At 45.4% G+C, this 14,789-nt stretch carries 20 protein-coding genes; 3 read left to right on the forward strand and 17 right to left on the reverse strand.

From position 1 onward, the window contains the following. Positions 1 to 52: 52 nt before the first annotated feature. The 5 genes from G5B06_RS10760 to rpmJ all read right to left on the reverse strand — a co-directional run bounded on the left by G5B06_RS10760 (position 53) and on the right by rpmJ (position 2,944). Positions 53 to 1,012 (reverse strand): DNA-directed RNA polymerase subunit alpha, encoded by a 960-nt coding sequence (locus tag G5B06_RS10760; protein ID WP_021976085.1) that lies wholly within the window; start codon positions 1,010 to 1,012, stop codon positions 53 to 55. Between the two features lie 84 nt (positions 1,013 to 1,096). Continuing rightward, the gene (rpsD, locus tag G5B06_RS10765) at positions 1,097 to 1,690 is read right to left on the reverse strand and encodes a 30S ribosomal protein S4 (protein WP_021976086.1); all 594 of its coding nucleotides are present in this window, start codon (positions 1,688 to 1,690) and stop codon (positions 1,097 to 1,099) included. Between the two features lie 16 nt (positions 1,691 to 1,706). Next, entirely contained in the window at positions 1,707 to 2,099 is a 393-nt protein-coding gene (gene rpsK, locus G5B06_RS10770; protein WP_015526942.1) for a 30S ribosomal protein S11, read from the reverse strand. A 55-nt stretch (positions 2,100 to 2,154) separates the two neighbouring features. After that, complete coding sequence (gene rpsM / locus G5B06_RS10775; RefSeq protein WP_008707282.1) at positions 2,155 to 2,523, reverse strand: 30S ribosomal protein S13; 369 nt, start codon at positions 2,521 to 2,523, stop codon at positions 2,155 to 2,157. A gap of 307 nt (positions 2,524 to 2,830) precedes the next feature. Beyond that, entirely contained in the window at positions 2,831 to 2,944 is a 114-nt protein-coding gene (gene rpmJ, locus G5B06_RS10780) for a 50S ribosomal protein L36 (protein WP_003022746.1), read from the reverse strand. Positions 2,945 to 3,165: 221 nt separating this feature from the next. Between rpmJ and G5B06_RS10785 the strand changes: the two genes are divergently transcribed. The 3 genes from G5B06_RS10785 (at position 3,166) to G5B06_RS10795 (ending at position 6,421) form a co-directional block, all read left to right on the forward strand. After that, positions 3,166 to 3,897, forward strand: coding sequence for a YoaK family protein (locus G5B06_RS10785; protein ID WP_173762663.1), 732 nt, complete (start codon positions 3,166 to 3,168; stop codon positions 3,895 to 3,897). A 319-nt stretch (positions 3,898 to 4,216) separates the two neighbouring features. Next, a complete protein-coding gene (locus G5B06_RS10790) occupies positions 4,217 to 4,942 on the forward strand; it encodes a UTRA domain-containing protein (protein ID WP_161208734.1) in 726 nt (241 codons plus the stop codon). 156 nt (positions 4,943 to 5,098) lie between these two features. Then, entirely contained in the window at positions 5,099 to 6,421 is a 1,323-nt protein-coding gene (locus tag G5B06_RS10795; protein WP_148447491.1) for a sodium-dependent transporter, read from the forward strand. Between the two features lie 112 nt (positions 6,422 to 6,533). Here the strand turns inward: G5B06_RS10795 and G5B06_RS10800 are convergent, their stop codons facing one another. The 12 genes from G5B06_RS10800 to G5B06_RS10855 form a co-directional block, all read right to left on the reverse strand. After that, complete coding sequence (locus G5B06_RS10800; protein ID WP_173762664.1) at positions 6,534 to 8,687, reverse strand: hypothetical protein; 2,154 nt, start codon at positions 8,685 to 8,687, stop codon at positions 6,534 to 6,536. Positions 8,688 to 8,860: 173 nt separating this feature from the next. After that, positions 8,861 to 9,079 (reverse strand): translation initiation factor IF-1, encoded by a 219-nt coding sequence (infA, locus tag G5B06_RS10805; protein ID WP_005428560.1) that lies wholly within the window; start codon positions 9,077 to 9,079, stop codon positions 8,861 to 8,863. Between the two features lie 34 nt (positions 9,080 to 9,113). Continuing rightward, positions 9,114 to 9,872 (reverse strand): type I methionyl aminopeptidase, encoded by a 759-nt coding sequence (map, locus tag G5B06_RS10810; RefSeq protein WP_021975812.1) that lies wholly within the window; start codon positions 9,870 to 9,872, stop codon positions 9,114 to 9,116. A gap of 2 nt (positions 9,873 to 9,874) precedes the next feature. After that, positions 9,875 to 10,519: an adenylate kinase gene (locus G5B06_RS10815; protein ID WP_118608608.1), complete on the reverse strand. Its 645-nt coding sequence runs from the start codon at positions 10,517 to 10,519 to the stop codon at positions 9,875 to 9,877. A gap of 98 nt (positions 10,520 to 10,617) precedes the next feature. Next, positions 10,618 to 11,931, reverse strand: coding sequence for a preprotein translocase subunit SecY (gene secY / locus G5B06_RS10820; RefSeq protein ID WP_118608609.1), 1,314 nt, complete (start codon positions 11,929 to 11,931; stop codon positions 10,618 to 10,620). Then, positions 11,931 to 12,371 (reverse strand): 50S ribosomal protein L15, encoded by a 441-nt coding sequence (gene rplO / locus G5B06_RS10825; RefSeq protein WP_118608610.1) that lies wholly within the window; start codon positions 12,369 to 12,371, stop codon positions 11,931 to 11,933. Before rplO ends, secY begins: the two co-directional genes overlap by 1 nt. Before the next feature lie 12 nt (positions 12,372 to 12,383). Continuing rightward, positions 12,384 to 12,563: a 50S ribosomal protein L30 gene (gene rpmD, locus G5B06_RS10830; RefSeq protein WP_015526932.1), complete on the reverse strand. Its 180-nt coding sequence runs from the start codon at positions 12,561 to 12,563 to the stop codon at positions 12,384 to 12,386. Positions 12,564 to 12,576: 13 nt separating this feature from the next. Further along, on the reverse strand, positions 12,577 to 13,086 hold the full coding sequence (gene rpsE / locus G5B06_RS10835; RefSeq protein WP_015526931.1) for a 30S ribosomal protein S5: 510 nt from the start codon (positions 13,084 to 13,086) through the stop codon (positions 12,577 to 12,579). Between the two features lie 17 nt (positions 13,087 to 13,103). After that, the gene (gene rplR / locus G5B06_RS10840) at positions 13,104 to 13,472 is read right to left on the reverse strand and encodes a 50S ribosomal protein L18 (RefSeq protein WP_015526930.1); all 369 of its coding nucleotides are present in this window, start codon (positions 13,470 to 13,472) and stop codon (positions 13,104 to 13,106) included. A 17-nt stretch (positions 13,473 to 13,489) separates the two neighbouring features. Further along, the gene (gene rplF / locus G5B06_RS10845; RefSeq protein ID WP_015526929.1) at positions 13,490 to 14,029 is read right to left on the reverse strand and encodes a 50S ribosomal protein L6; all 540 of its coding nucleotides are present in this window, start codon (positions 14,027 to 14,029) and stop codon (positions 13,490 to 13,492) included. Between the two features lie 87 nt (positions 14,030 to 14,116). After that, entirely contained in the window at positions 14,117 to 14,518 is a 402-nt protein-coding gene (gene rpsH, locus G5B06_RS10850) for a 30S ribosomal protein S8 (protein ID WP_015526928.1), read from the reverse strand. An 81-nt stretch (positions 14,519 to 14,599) separates the two neighbouring features. Next, positions 14,600 to 14,785 carry a type Z 30S ribosomal protein S14 gene (locus G5B06_RS10855; protein ID WP_015526927.1) on the reverse strand — a complete coding sequence of 62 codons (186 nt, stop codon included), beginning with the start codon at positions 14,783 to 14,785 and terminating at the stop codon, positions 14,600 to 14,602. Between the last annotated feature and the right edge of the window lie 4 nt (positions 14,786 to 14,789).

Consider the following 14,789-nt stretch of genomic DNA (forward strand, 5'->3'; position numbering starts at 1 on the left):
AACCTGTTATCCAGTTACGGTTCGCGACATTCACCGCGAACCGTCAACATTATTATTCCTCTGTAGGCTGGAGCTGAAGTCCCAGCTCTTTGAGTTTCGCAAGTACTTCCTCTAATGATTTGCGGCCCAGATTACGAACCTTCATCATATCGTCAGAAGTCTTGTTGCATAATTCTTCAACCGTATTGATACCGGCTCTCTTAAGGCAGTTGTAGGAACGAACAGAGAGCTCAAGCTCATCAATGCTCATCTCCAGAACCTTTTCCTTCTCATTGTCTTCTTTCTCGATCATAACCTCTGCGGTCTTAGCATTCTCGGAAAGATCAATGAACAGGCTTAAATGCTCGCTGAGAACCTTCGCTGCAAGGCTGACTGCCTCGTCCGGATCAAGTGTTCCATTGGTATATACATCCAGTGTAAGCTTGTCGAAGTCAGTTACCTGACCAACTCGTGTATTCTCGACGATCATGTTGACTCTGTCAACCGGAGTGTAGATTGCATCAACTGCGATCACACCGATCGGCATGTCATCGGTTTTGCCTTTGTCTGCACTGATATAACCACGTCCCTTGGTAATGGTAAGTTCCATGGCCAGTCTGCAGTCTTTTCCGCCGTTCAGGGTTGCAATTACCTGATCCGGGTTCATGATCTCAATATCCTGATCTGCCTGGATATCAGCTGCTGTAACAACACCTTTGCCCTCACACTCGATGTATGCGGTCTTCGGTTCGTTGTCACTGCTGTGATTCTTGATGGCAAGAGATTTCAGATTCATGATGATCTCGGTTACATCTTCCTTCACGCCCGGAATGGAGCTGAATTCATGAAGTACACCATCGATCTTCACCTGGCTTACTGCAGCTCCCGGAAGGGAGGACAGCATAATTCTTCTTAAAGAATTGCCAAGGGTAGTACCGTAACCTCTTTCAAGAGGCTCTACAACGAATCTTCCAAACTTCTTATCTTCGGATATTTCGGTAATTTCGATTTTTGGTTTATTGAAATCAAACACTATAAGGTTCCCTCCTTCTGGGTTAATCAACATTCGAGGGTATTACCAATTTTTATAACTGTAGACACAGTAAACAGTTACTAATTATTTAGAATACAGCTCGACGATAAGCATCTCGTTTACAGGAACATCGATCTGCTCTCTTGTAGGAAGCTCTTTAATTACACCCTTCAGGTTCTCCTGATCAGCGTCGATCCACTCCGGAACAAGTCTTCCACCTGTAACCTCAAGGATTCCTTTATATCTCTCAGAACCTTTGCTCTTCTCTCTGATCTCGATTGTATCGCCTGCTTTGCAGAGATAGGACGGAATGTTTACGCATTTTCCGTTAACAAGTACGTGCTTGTGATCTACGATCTGACGAGCCTCTCTTCTTGTTCTAGCGAATCCCATACGGAAAACGATGTTGTCAAGTCTGCTCTCAAGCATAACCATAAGGTTCTCACCTGTCTGGCCCTGCATTCTGTCGGCTTTCTTGTAGTAGTTACGGAAAGGTTTCTCAAGAACTCCGTAGATGAATTTTGCTTTCTGTTTCTCTTTTAACTGAAGTCCGTACTCAGATACTTTACGGTTTGCACGTTTTAACTGTCTTGTGGACTTTTTATCAATTCCTAAGTAGATCGGATCCAGGCCAAGGGATCTGCATCTTTTCAGAACAGGTACTCTATTTACTGCCATTTCAACTACCTCCTAATTAGACTCTTCTGCGTTTTGGTGGACGGCATCCGTTGTGAGGAACCGGAGTTACGTCACGAATGCTGGTTACTTCAAGTCCGCATGCCTGAAGCGCACGGATTGCTGCTTCACGGCCTGAGCCCGGGCCTTTTACCATAACGTCTACTGTTTTTAATCCATGAATTAAAGCAGCTTTTGTTGCAGTCTCTGCTGCCATCTGTGCTGCATAAGGGGTAGATTTCCTTGAACCTTTAAATCCAAGACCACCGGCACTTGCCCATGAAAGAGCGTTTCCTTCGTTATCTGTCAGTGTAACGATTGTATTGTTGAAGGAAGACTGAATGTGTGCCTGTCCGTGTTCAACGTTTTTCTTGACACGACGTTTTGTCGTTTTCTTTGTAACTTTTGCCATTTTAAAACTAACCTACACTTTCCTTTTTTTGAAATTAATTAGTTATATCTATAAATTATTTCTTCTTGTTTGCAACTGTTCTCTTCGGTCCCTTGCGAGTTCTCGCATTTGTCTTAGTCTTCTGACCACGAACCGGGAGTCCTTTACGATGACGGATACCTCTGTAGCATCCGATCTCCTGCAGTCTCTTGATGTTAAGGGCGATTTCCCTTCTCAGATCACCTTCTACTGTCATTGTCTCATCAATAACAGCGCTCAGTCTCTTAACCTCGTCATCAGTCAGATCTCTGACACGTGTGTCAGGATTAACCTCTGCTTTAGCAAGAATTTTGTCTGCGCTTGGTCTACCAATTCCATAAATGTAGGTAAGACCGATTTCAATACGTTTCTCTCTTGGTAAGTCTACACCAGCTATACGAGCCATGTACTGTTTCCTCCATTTTCTGTTTCTGAAAGTCCTGCATATCGTATGTCACTTGCTCTCGCAAGGTGAAATGGGACATATCAACCTGCCGCTTTCTTTTCTAGTTTCCTAATTGGGGTGCCTCGGTAAAACACCCAGCTGTAATTGGCGAATCACAGCCTTTCCGAAATTGCGGATCTTAACCGCTGTTGCCTCTCGGTATTAGGCAATACATGCTTATTATTCACTCAGCAGAACAACCCTTCCGGGTGTTTCATACTGCAGCCGCACGTTTCACAAACATTCCAAAGAAGTTCCGATATGGAAATCAACCCTGACGCTGTTTGTGCTTCGGGTTCTCACAGATGATTCTGATGGATCCCTTTCTCTTAATGACCTTGCACTTCTCGCAGATCGGCTTTACAGATGATCTTACTTTCACTGGAAATCCTCCTTCCGTAAATTAGTCTCATATCTGCAGTTTCACAGGCGCACTCATACACAGTATTTGCGCGCTTGAAATATATACTAACACCTGTTTTCCTGAAATGCAAGAAAAAATTTTAAAAATTTTTGATTTTTTTTACAGGCTGTATTATAATGGGTGGCAAAGTCCGGCAGACATATGGAATCTGCCTATTTTAATGAAAGGAATCTTTACATATGCATACGGAAATGAAATATCGTTTTCTGATACATTACACCTTATCTTTTATCGGTGGATACCTGGGGCTTTATGCCATTGTGTCAAGAGCTGATCTTTTCGGCAATGCCCAGACAGCCAATCTTCTTGGTGTTGTGCGGGATCTCATAGGCAGGAATTTTTCGGATATGCTTCTGCGTGTGGGTGCGCTTCTCATATATATGGCTGCTGTTATCCTTACGGTCTGGATCCCAGAGCATTTTTCCGCAGATCTTCGTTTTATCAGTATCGGGATCGATATCTTTGCGATCCTGCTCCTGGGATTCTTTCCTTCCGGAATGTCTCCGGTTGTGGCTCTTTACCCCGTGTTCTTTGCAATGCCTTTCCAGTGGTGTACCTTCAAGGCTCCCGGCGGATATAACAGCTCCACGATCTTTTCCACCAACAACCTTCGCCAGTTCACCACAGCTGTCACTCAGTTCCTTATGAAAAAGGACAGCGCACAGTGCGATAAAGCAAAATTCTACGGAATGACGCTGCTTTCTTTTCATACAGGTGCAGCTTTGTCTCTGATCCTGTATATGACCTGCGGTCTCTCAGGCGTATGGCTCTGTCTGGTTCCTGCCTTCTATGCTGTATGGCTGATCAGTGCAGACCGGAATACCGCAGCCGATACACCGGCAGTTACCCGAAGCACAGCTTCTAACGGCAGCAGCCTCAGGAATCTTTCCTATAAGAAAAAAGAGGCCTGACTTTATTTTAGCTTTGATAAAATAAGAGGAAATGTGATCTGTTTTTACACTGTCACATTTCCTTTTTTGTTTACGCATAAGCCCCTCTGGCGCTTACAGCTTATATGCGTTCGAAATCCAGTATCATGATTTTGAATGGCCACAAATTGATTTCATCTATATTTCTCATACTATCCTCATAACATATCAATATGCTCCGTAACTTGTTTAAACATTCCACGGTATTTGCATTGCGCTTACCGGGAAAATCTTTTATAATTATTCCAGAAATCATAAATCCTGCTATATATTTTTGACCGAACATGAATGGAGAATTGAAATGCCCAAAAGTATTTACGAAGATATCTATAAAGATCTGAAAATGAAAATAGAGGACAACACCTTTGCCTATCAGGAGCTTCTGCCTTCCGAAAACACTCTGATCCAGACTTACGGCTGCTCCCGCAATACCCTGCGACGTGCGGTCAGTCTTCTTGTCAGTGACGGCTATGTACAGACCATGCAGGGAAAAGGTGTCCGCAATATCTACCGTCCAAACGAGAAGACTGCTTTCACCATCGGAGAGATCGAAACCTTCAAAGAATCTGCTGCAAGGAACGGTCAGAATGCCCATACGGAGGTGGCTCTTTTTACAGAGCTTTGTATCAGCAAAAATCAGTCAGCTTACACAGGATTTCCCGCTGGTGCAGAAGTATATTATATTCAGCGTATCCATTATCTTGAAGATATCCCGCTGATCATCAGCCATAATTATTTTCTGAAGGAATCCGTTCCCGGCCTTACTGCCGAGATTGCCAGTCATTCTATCTATGAATATCTGGAACAGGTGCTTCATATGACCATTGTCAACAGCAAACGTATCATGACTGTGGAAAAGGTTACAGAAATTGATGAAAAATATCTTCATCTGAATGTGAAGGATTATAACTGCGTGGCTGTAGTGTCTAGCCAGACTTATAACAGTGATGGCGTGATGTTTGAGTATACCCAGTCACGGCACAGACCGGATCATTTTCGATTTTATGATAATGCCCTGCGCCGATGAGCCCGACTCATAGCTACTTCGCAGCTATACGGTTATGAGCAGGTGACAAATGTGGCTCACAAATATCCGTCTAGATCTGTATAGATGCTGCAGTTTCCTATTTTCCAAAATTATGTTATACTGAAACGATCAACGGAGAGAGGAAATTTTATTTTTATGAAAAAACGAGAATCTTTTAACAGCCGCTGGGGGTTCATTCTGGCCTGCATCGGGTCTGCGGTTGGAATGGGAAATATCTGGATGTTTCCCACCAGAGTTTCCCTGTATGGCGGTGGATCGTTCCTGATCCCATATTTTATTTTTGTGGCACTGATCGGCTTTACCGGGGTGATCGGTGAGATGAGCTTTGGCCGCGGGACACGTTCCGGGCCCATTGACGCCTTCGGCATGGCCTGTGAAACCAAATGCAGACGAAGGCTGGGCGAAACACTGGGCTGGATACCGGTGATCGGTGCACTGGCCATGGCTATCGGTTATACGGTTGTTATGGGATGGATCTTCCGATATATGCTCGGAACCTTTACAGGATCTACCCTGGCACCGGCAAATATTGAGTCCTTTGGCGCCAAATTCGGAGGCATGGCCTCTGCCTGGGGAAATAATCTCTGGCAGCTGGCTGCTCTTGTGATCTGCATGTTTATCCTGATGTACGGCGTTGGAAGCGGCATCGAAAAGGCCAATAAAGTGATGATGCCTATCTTCTTTATACTGTTTGTGATCCTTGGCATCTATGTTGCCTTTCAGCCGGGAGCTGCTGCCGGATACCGCTATATCTTCCGCGTGGAGCCGGAAATTCTGGCAAAGCCTTCCACCTGGATCTTCGCACTTGGACAGGCATTTTTCTCCCTGTCTGTTGCAGGCAACGGTACACTGATCTACGGATCTTATCTTCCAGACAGCGAAGATATCCCTGCATCTGCTGCAAGGGTAGCACTTTTTGATACTCTGGCTGCTATGCTGGCAGCACTTGTTATCATTCCGGCCATGGCTACCACAGGTGCCAAGCTTGACCAGGGCGGTCCCGGACTTCTGTTCATCTACCTGCCGCACCTGATCAAAACCATGCCTGGCGGACGGATCATCGCCATTATCTTCTTCGTAGCCGTTTTCCTTGCAGGCATGACTTCCCTTATGAACCTTTATGAGGCCCCCATCGCCACGGTTCAGGAAAAAACAGGCCTTGGCCGTATCCCTTCCTGTATGGTGATCGCAGCTATCGGAGTGGTGGTTTCTCTTCTGATTCAGGGCATCGTCTCTGACTGGATGGATGTGCTTTCCATCTATATCTGTCCTCTTGGGGCAGGACTTGCAGGGATCATGTTCTTCTGGGTATTTGGCAAAAAATATGTGGAGAACCAGATCAACAAAGGCCGCGAAAAACCATTTACGAAATATTTTTACCCGGTGTGTAAATATCTTTATATTCCGGTATGCTTCCTGGTGCTGATCCTTGGTATCGTGCTTGGCGGTATCGGATGATAAAACGCTGAAATTTACAGAACGTACTACATAAAAGAATCCCGCGGAAACGGTTTTAAACGTTTCCGCGGGATTCTTTTCATTTATATTTTTGCAAAAGGGATGTTCTTTTTTAGAGGGTATCTGGTTTCTCCACTTCATAATCAGACCAGGAGGCAACGGTATCGCTGCCTGAAGTATCTGCGGTATCTTCGTATTTATCTACGGTGATGGTGTAATCGCTGTCGCCTTCTACATATACAGTTCCGTCTGTTCCTTTAATTGTGACATTTTTTCCGGAATCGTCTACGATGGTTCCTGCGTTGGAAAGTGTGGATACGGTGCTGTCACCGGTTACTGTCCAGGTAGAATCGTCACTGACATATACATTACAGTAGCCATCTCCGCCGTTGCCGGCAAAACTCTCATCGTCTATGATAGCTCCTGTCAGGTTACTTCCATCTGTCATATAGAAATCAAGCTGGCTGATGGTATCCCAGATCACACTGCCTTCCATATCCTGGCTGATTGCAGTAAAGTCACAATCTGCTCCGTTGGCTCCGCTTTCGCCCCAGCCTCTTTCGTTGTTATTTCCTGTACAGCGAAGGAAATACTCATTGTCATTGTTGTATGTGATATCTACATCTTTCAGTGTAATATCACTCTCTGTGTTGGTTGTGTAGAACACGCCGCCGTTCTGGGAAGTAAGGGTTCCGCCGTCCATCTGGAAAGTGCTGTTTCCTACTTCAGAATCACCGGACATACTCTGATAGAGAATTACGGTCCAGGTACTGTCATTCTGACTTAAGTCGCTCATATTTCCCGTAAGGTCGCAGTTAAAAAGATGCAGGGAGTTCAGTCCTTCGATGCACACCGCTTCTGATCCATTTGCTGTAAGTGTGGCATCTTTTACTGCAATATCTGCGGTGCAGTATACTGCCGGTGATCCTACACCGTTGGATGTGTAAGTTCCGCCGTCTACGACCATGGTTCCGCCGCCACGATCGCTTCGGATGGCTGCTGCAGATTCTCCGTCTGTCTCCACATTCAGATCCCAGGCGTATAATTTACCGCCACCAGCTGCATGGATTCCACCGGAAGTATCCTGTGTTGTCTTGATGGTGGTATCTGCCGCATAAACGGTTCCGTCGCCGTAGGCAAAAAGTCCTGCTCCGCCGGCTGCGTCAGTGGTTACGGTTCCGCCTTTTACATAGGCGTTGCCCTCTGTTGCAAGGAGTGCCGCTCCTACGCCGTAAAAGCTGGAGTTATCGCCGCCTGTGCTGTCGGAAGAATTTCTTGTGATATCTACATTATCAAAAGTTACATTGGCTCCTGAGGAAACAAGTGCCGCATTCTCGTCTGTTCCTGTAGATTCCAGGGATGTATCGGATACCTCTGTATCAGAATCGTACGTATTGGCTGCATCATAGCTGTCTACTCCCTGGGACTGTCCACCAGGTGCTCCACCAGGACCTCCCTGACCGCCGCCCATGTCTGAGCTCTGTACTTTAATAGTAAGGGCGTTTCCATCATCGTCTGTGGTGATGGCTACGATGTCACCTTCCTGGATGTCTGAGAGTTCGATGGTCTCACTCTGGGAATTATTGCCGTCCGGCGCACCGCCCTGGTCACCGCCTGGGGCCTGACCATTTCCATTATCTCCGTCTGGCTTCTCAGGGGCTTCTCCCTGACCATTTCCATCTGTGCTGTCACCGTCCGGTTTCTCCGGGGCTTCTCCCTGATTTCCTCCTGGTGCTCCGCCTGGACCTCCGGCGCTTTCTTTTGTGATCACTGTATCGTCTGTTACTGTGACTGTCATCTCATCTCCGGTCAGATCCAGCATGGAAGGCGCTTCTCCCTGATCTCCGCCTGGGGTACCACCATTTCCATCTGCATTGTCACCGTCCGGTTTCTCCGGGGCTTCATCACTGCTGTCATCAGATGCTGCCTCTGAATCGGATTTGTCTGCTGTATCAGAAGAAGCATCTCCACCATTTCCGCCCATTTCTTTCATCGTTCCAACTGCGATGATAATCTTTCCGGCTTCCACAGATTTCACTTCACCGTAGGTCACATCTTCCTCATCAGAATCCTCTTTATCCACATCTGCACTGCTGTCACTATCATCTGTGCTTTCTGCACTCTCTACTGTTGTATCTTCTGTTTCTTTATTCTCTGAACTTTCCGCTGTATTCGTTGTTGTCTCTGTTGTCGCTACCCCACATGCGGTAACAGATGTTGTTGCTATCATAACTCCTAAGATTGCTGCAAGATATTTTTTCTTCATATAAACACCTCTCTCTTTCTTGTATGCTCATACTATATCAACAAAATCTGTTCACTTTATGTTTAAAGCGTGAAAAAAGTATGAGCGATAAAGTCCAGTTTGAAATCTTTTCCCGGAAAAAGGCATAAAAAAAGACCCGGCAGTTTAAACCGCCAGGCCCTTTACAGAATTTCTTATTTATCTCTCCAGATGATTCTTCCCTTGGAAAGATCATACGGAGAAAGTTCGATCGTTACTTTATCTCCCGGGAGAATACGGATGAAGTTCATACGGAGCTTACCGCTGATATGGGCAAGTACCACATGTTTGTTTTCCAGTTCTACTTTAAACATCGCGTTAGGCAGTTTCTCCAGAACAGTGCCTTCTACTTCGATCACATCTGCTTTTGACATTTTTTACCTCCTATGTCATGACAACAATTGCTGCTTACAGATTCGTAAGCGTCAGAATCTCTGGTTCCCCATCGGTGATGAGGATCGTATTTTCATAATGTGCGGAAAGTGAACCATCCATGGTTACTACTGTCCACTCATCGTCCAGCCATGCCACGTCCGCACGACCAAGGTTGATCATGGGCTCGACGGCCAGGGTCATTCCCGGAAGGAGCTTGATGCCCCTGCGCTTCTGCGGGAAGTTTGGAATCTGCGGATCCTCATGAAGATGAGTTCCGATTCCATGTCCTACAAGGTCACGTACAATACCGTAACGGTATTTCGCTGCGTGGGCTCCGATGGCTTTGGAAATATCATTTAAATGATTTCCGGCTTTTGCCATTTTCAGTCCTTCAAAAAAGCACTCTCTTGTAACCTTAATGAGCTGCTGTGCTTCTTTGGATACTTCACCTACCGCATAGGTACGTGCTGCGTCAGAATGGTAGCCCTTATAAATCAGGCCGGCGTCGATCTTAACCAGATCCCCGTCCTGGATGATCTTCTCTTCGGATGGAATTCCATGCACAACCTCGTCATTCAGGCTGATACAGAAAGAAGCCGGAAAACCTCCGTAATTCAGAAAGTTCGGAATACAGCCCATAGACCGGATCATTTCTTCACCGATCTTATCAATCTCCTTGGTGCTGACACCTGGTTTGATGTAAGGGATCAAACCGTCGTGCACCTTCTCAAGAAGATGGCCGGATTCTCTCATAAGTTCTATTTCATGCTGTGTCTTAATTGTTACGGACATTCTTATTCTCCTAAGATGTCAACGATCTCCTGGAATACCTCATTCAGGTCCCTGGTTCCGTCTACCGTCTTCAAAACACCCTGTGTGGTGTAATAGTCAATCAATGGCTGTGTCTGCTCATGATAAACATTCAGACGTTTCTGGACTGTCTCCGGCTTGTCATCGTCACGGAGTACAAGCTTGTCACCACAGGTATCGCAGACACCTTCTGTCTTCGGTGCTGCAAATACAACGTGATAAGTTGCACCACATTTCACACATGCACGGCGTCCACCCATACGTTTCACGATGTTATCATCCGGCACATCCACATCGATTGCATAGTCAATTTTGCTTCCAAGTTTATTCAGAGCTTCTGTCAGACATTCTGCCTGCGGAATTGTTCTCGGGAAACCATCCAGAACATAACCTTCTCTTGCGTCATCCTGCTGGATTCTGTCAACAACAAGGTCACAGGTCAGTTCATCCGGAACGAGAAGTCCCTGATCCATGTAAGTTTTTGCTTTTTTTCCAAGCTCAGTACCGTTCTTGATGTTGGCACGGAAAATATCTCCTGTGGAGATGTGCGGAATTCCATATTTCGCCGCAATTTTCTTAGCCTGAGTACCTTTGCCTGCCCCCGGTGCACCCAACATAATAATTCTCATAGCATACCCTCCATTTTCCTGTTTTCTGCCTGATTTTCAGACAGTCCTGTTTACAAATCAAGGCTGCGACACTTTCGCACCGCAACCTTCATTTTCAATTAGTTCAGGAAGCCTTTGTAATTACGTACAAGCAGCTGTGATTCCACCTGCTTAACGGTCTCCAGGATAACACCTACGATGATGATGATAGATGTACCGCCGAAGGAAACATTCGCACCGAACACACCGTTGAAGAAGAACGGGATTACGGCCACGATAACAAGACCTACTGCACCTATAAATATAATATAATTCAGGATTTTAGTCAAATAATCTGAAGTCGGTTTTCCCGGACGGATGCCTGGGATAAAACCGCCCTGCTTTTTGATATTATCGGCTACTTCCAACGGATTAAAGGTAATGGATGTATAGAAGTATGCGAAGAATACGCAAAGTACCACATACAGGATCAGACCCCAGCTGTACTGGATCTGACTTGGATTACACCAGTTATTGGAGGAAAGTCCTCTTAAGATCTCACTTCCAATGCCTGTTCCGTTTCCTTTGCCAGCGAACTGTGCAATGATTGACGGGAAAGACATAATGGAGGAAGCAAAAATAACCGGAATAACGCCGGCAGTATTTACTTTAAGCGGGATGTTTGTGGACTGACCGCCCATCATTTTACGTCCAACCATCTTCTTGGAATACTGAACCGGAATTCTTCTCTCTGCTCCGTTGAGGATAAGTACGAGCACTACAACAACCAGGATGATCACAGCGATGATGCAGGCTGCAAGCATTCCTTTTGCAATTGTTTTGCCCTTGACGAAGTTCTCATAAAGAAGGGATATATCGCTCGGGATCCTGGACACGATATTGATAGTCAGGACAATGGAAATACCATTTCCGATGCCCTTCTCTGTAATACGCTCGCCCAGCCACATAAGCATTGCGGAACCCGCTGTTAAACTTGCAACAACCACGATTCCCTTCAGGAAATTCATATCCGGGATCATACCCTGACGTCCGAATCCGATTGCCATGGCAACAGACTCAAACAGAGCAAGACCGACCGTTACATAACGTGTGATTGCTGTAAGCTTTTTTCTTCCTTCTTCTCCGTCACGCTGCATCTCTTCCAGTGCCGGAATAGCAATGGTAAGAAGCTGAATGATAATGGAAGAAGTAATGTAAGGTGTGATGTTCAATGCAAAAATTGACATCTGAGTAAAGGAACCGCCGGTGAACGCATCAAAGAAATTGAATGCGTCACCGGTATTAGATTCAAACCACTGCTTAAAGAAGTCACTGTCGACCCCCGGTACAGGAAGCTGGGATCCAATTCTGATCACGAATATCATCCAGATCAGATAGAGAAGTTTCCTTCTCATTTCCTTTACTTTGAAAACACTCTTAAGAGTCTCAAACATTAGATCACCTCTACTGTACCACCAGCAGCTTCAATTTTTGTTTTTGCAGTCTCGCTGACAGCGTTTACTTTAACATTGAGTTTTTTTGTAAGTTCGCCGTTTCCAAGGATCTTAACACCATCACCAGCCTTGGAGATTGCACCGCTTGCAAGTAAGCTGTCAACTGTAACCTCTGCGCCATCCTCAAAACGATTGAGAACGTCTACATTGATTGCGATAATTTCTTTAGAGTTTCTGTTAGTGAAACCTCTCTTAGGAAGACGTCTGTATAAAGGCATCTGACCTCCCTCGAATCCCGGTTTCTTGTGTCCGGAACGAGCAAGCTGTCCTTTATGTCCTTTACCAGCAGTTTTGCCGTTTCCTGAACCATGTCCACGGCCTCTTCTGAAGTTATCGCTATGCTTGGAACCCTCTGCGGGTCTTAAGTTTGATAATTCCATTCTGGCACCTCCTTAATCTTCTACTTTTACCAGGTGCTGCACCTGCTGAATCATTCCTCTAGTTGCAGCGTTGTCTGGCATCTCAACTGTTTTATGCATCTTTGTAAGACCCATAGCTTTTACAGTCTTTTTGTGCTTCGGTACTGCACCGATTGGAGATTTTACCAGTGTAACCTTGATTGTATCTGCCATTTCCATTTCCTCCTTAACCCAGAATCTCATCTACAGATTTTCCGCGGAGCTTTGCAACCTCTTCCGGAGTCTTTAACTGGCTCAGGCCTGCGATTGTTGCCAGAACTACGTTCTGTTTATTTCTGGAACCCATACATTTTGTACGGATGTTTTTGATACCAGCAAGCTCGATTACGGCACGTGCCGGGCCACCGGCGATAACTCCAGTACCTTCCGGAGCTCTCTTCAGAAGCATCTCAGCGCTTCCGAATTTTCCGATGAAGTCATGTGTAATGGAATTGTTCTCGTCTCTTGCAACAGTAACAAGTTTCTTCATAGCGTCCTCTTTACCTTTGCGGATCGCCTCCGGAATTTCTGCTGCTTTTCCTAAACCTGCACCAACGTGTCCATTGCCGTCACCTACAACAACTAAAGCTGTGAAACGGAAGTTACGACCACCTTTAACAACCTTGGTAACACGCTTGATTGATACTACTTTATCTTCTAACTCTAACTGACTAGCATCAATAAGATTACGTTTCATGTGTTCTTTTCCTCCTCTTAGAATTTCAGTCCAGCTTCTCTTGCTGCATCTGCCAGTGCTTTAACTTTTCCGTGGTAGATATATCCACCTCTGTCGAAAACAACGCTCTCGATACCAGCCTCAACAGCTTTTTTACCGATTACTGTTCCGACTTTTGCTGCAGCCTGTACATCGTCAGTGTTCTCAAGCTCTGCTTTTACGTCCTTCTGGAGAGTAGAAGCGGATACTAAAGTTTTACCAACTGTGTCATCAATAATCTGTGCATAGATGTGCTTGTTGGAACGAAATACTGCCAGACGAGGAGTAGTTGCAGTTCCGTTTAAATGATGACGTAATCTTCTATGCTTCTTTTCGCGAATTTCGCTTCTGGATGCTTTGTTAATCATATTCTCACTCTCCTTAATTATTTCTTACCGGTCTTACCGACTTTACGTCTGATAACTTCGTCAACGTACTTGATTCCCTTGCCCTTGTATGGCTCAGGTCTTCTCTTGTCTCTGATCTCAGCTGCGTACTGGCCAACTTTTTCTTTGCTGATACCAGATACGATGATCTTGTTTCCATCAACTGTGGACTCAAGACCTTCTGGATCTTCCATCTCTACCGGGTGAGAATATCCGAGGTTAAGTACAAGTTTCTTGCCCTGCTTAGCAGCTCTGTAACCAACACCGTTAACCTCAAGCTCTTTTTTGTATCCTTCGCTTACACCAACAACCATGTTGTGGATAAGGCTTCTTGTTAAGCCGTGAAGGGCTTTGATTCTCTTTAAGTCGTTCGGTCTTGTTACAACTACATGACCGTCTTCAACTTTGATCTCTAACTCTGTCGGGAGTGCTCTCTCAAGTGTTCCCTTAGGTCCTTTTACTGTTACAACGTTTCCATCTGCGACTGTAACCTCAACGCCAGCTGGAATTGCAACCGGAAGTCTTCCGATTCGTGACATAAATTTGTCCTCCTTACTTAGATTGTCGGAGAGGGCCCATGCCCTCTCTGTTTTCAGTTTAAAAGCTATATGACTGCCCTGTATGGACTACCATACAAATGCAAGTACCTCGCCACCAACCTGAAGCTTACGAGCCTCTTTGTCAGTGATAACGCCTTTGTTTGTGGAAAGGATTGCGATACCAAGTCCGCCAAGAACCTTCGGAAGCTCATCCTTGCCTGCGTATACACGAAGACCTGGTTTGGAGATTCTCTTAAGTCCTGTGATGATCTTCTGGTTTTTATCCTCACCGTATTTCAGTGTGATGTGAAGAGTTTTAACAACTCCATCCTCAACCAGATCATATTTTGCGATGTATCCCTCATCTACAAGGATGTTTGCGATAGCAATTTTCATCTTGGATGCCGGTACGTCTACAGTGTCATGTTTTGCAGTGTTTGCGTTACGGATTCTTGTAAGCATATCTGCGATCGGATCGCTCATTGTCATGTAAGTTTCCTCCTCTTTCTTCAGACTTTACATGTCGTGTGAATATTATTTAAATGATTAAAAAGTTGCTTTCACCTCGGCCTACCAGGAAGCTTTCTTAACACCCGGGATCTGACCTTTGTATGCCAGCTCACGGAAGCAGATTCTGCAAATTCCGTATTTTCTCAGGTATGCATGTGGACGGCCACAGATTCTGCAGCGAGTATACTCTCTTGTGGAGAATTTAGCTTTACGCTGCTGTTTAATTTTCATTGCTGTCTTAGCCATGAAT

Origin of the sequence: Blautia luti (assembly GCF_013304735.1) — a bacterium.
In the GTDB taxonomy this organism is placed as follows: domain Bacteria; phylum Bacillota; class Clostridia; order Lachnospirales; family Lachnospiraceae; genus Blautia_A.

Excerpts from the sequence above, each read along its gene's own strand:
- rplR (WP_015526930.1), bottom strand. The coding sequence starts at position 13,472 with ATGATTAACAAAGCATCCAGAAGCGAAATTCGCGAAAAGAAGCATAGA.
- rpsH (WP_015526928.1), bottom strand. The coding sequence starts at position 14,518 with ATGACAATGAGCGATCCGATCGCAGATATGCTTACAAGAATCCGTAAC.
- map (WP_021975812.1), bottom strand. The coding sequence starts at position 9,872 with ATGTCCGTAACAATTAAGACACAGCATGAAATAGAACTTATGAGAGAA.
- secY (WP_118608609.1), bottom strand. The coding sequence starts at position 11,931 with ATGTTTGAGACTCTTAAGAGTGTTTTCAAAGTAAAGGAAATGAGAAGG.
- rplF (WP_015526929.1), bottom strand. The coding sequence starts at position 14,029 with ATGTCACGAATCGGAAGACTTCCGGTTGCAATTCCAGCTGGCGTTGAG.
- G5B06_RS10815 (WP_118608608.1), bottom strand. The coding sequence starts at position 10,519 with ATGAGAATTATTATGTTGGGTGCACCGGGGGCAGGCAAAGGTACTCAG.
- G5B06_RS10790 (WP_161208734.1), top strand. The coding sequence starts at position 4,217 with ATGCCCAAAAGTATTTACGAAGATATCTATAAAGATCTGAAAATGAAA.
- rpsE (WP_015526931.1), bottom strand. The coding sequence starts at position 13,086 with ATGAAACGTAATCTTATTGATGCTAGTCAGTTAGAGTTAGAAGATAAA.
- G5B06_RS10855 (WP_015526927.1), bottom strand. The coding sequence starts at position 14,785 with ATGGCTAAGACAGCAATGAAAATTAAACAGCAGCGTAAAGCTAAATTC.
- G5B06_RS10785 (WP_173762663.1), top strand. The coding sequence starts at position 3,166 with ATGCATACGGAAATGAAATATCGTTTTCTGATACATTACACCTTATCT.
- infA (WP_005428560.1), bottom strand. The coding sequence starts at position 9,079 with ATGTCAAAAGCAGATGTGATCGAAGTAGAAGGCACTGTTCTGGAGAAA.
- rpsK (WP_015526942.1), bottom strand. The coding sequence starts at position 2,099 with ATGGCAAAAGTTACAAAGAAAACGACAAAACGTCGTGTCAAGAAAAAC.
- rpmD (WP_015526932.1), bottom strand. The coding sequence starts at position 12,563 with ATGGCAGATACAATCAAGGTTACACTGGTAAAATCTCCAATCGGTGCA.
- rpsD (WP_021976086.1), bottom strand. The coding sequence starts at position 1,690 with ATGGCAGTAAATAGAGTACCTGTTCTGAAAAGATGCAGATCCCTTGGC.
- G5B06_RS10795 (WP_148447491.1), top strand. The coding sequence starts at position 5,099 with ATGAAAAAACGAGAATCTTTTAACAGCCGCTGGGGGTTCATTCTGGCC.
- rplO (WP_118608610.1), bottom strand. The coding sequence starts at position 12,371 with ATGGAATTATCAAACTTAAGACCCGCAGAGGGTTCCAAGCATAGCGAT.
- rpsM (WP_008707282.1), bottom strand. The coding sequence starts at position 2,523 with ATGGCTCGTATAGCTGGTGTAGACTTACCAAGAGAGAAACGTATTGAA.
- G5B06_RS10800 (WP_173762664.1), bottom strand. The coding sequence starts at position 8,687 with ATGAAGAAAAAATATCTTGCAGCAATCTTAGGAGTTATGATAGCAACA.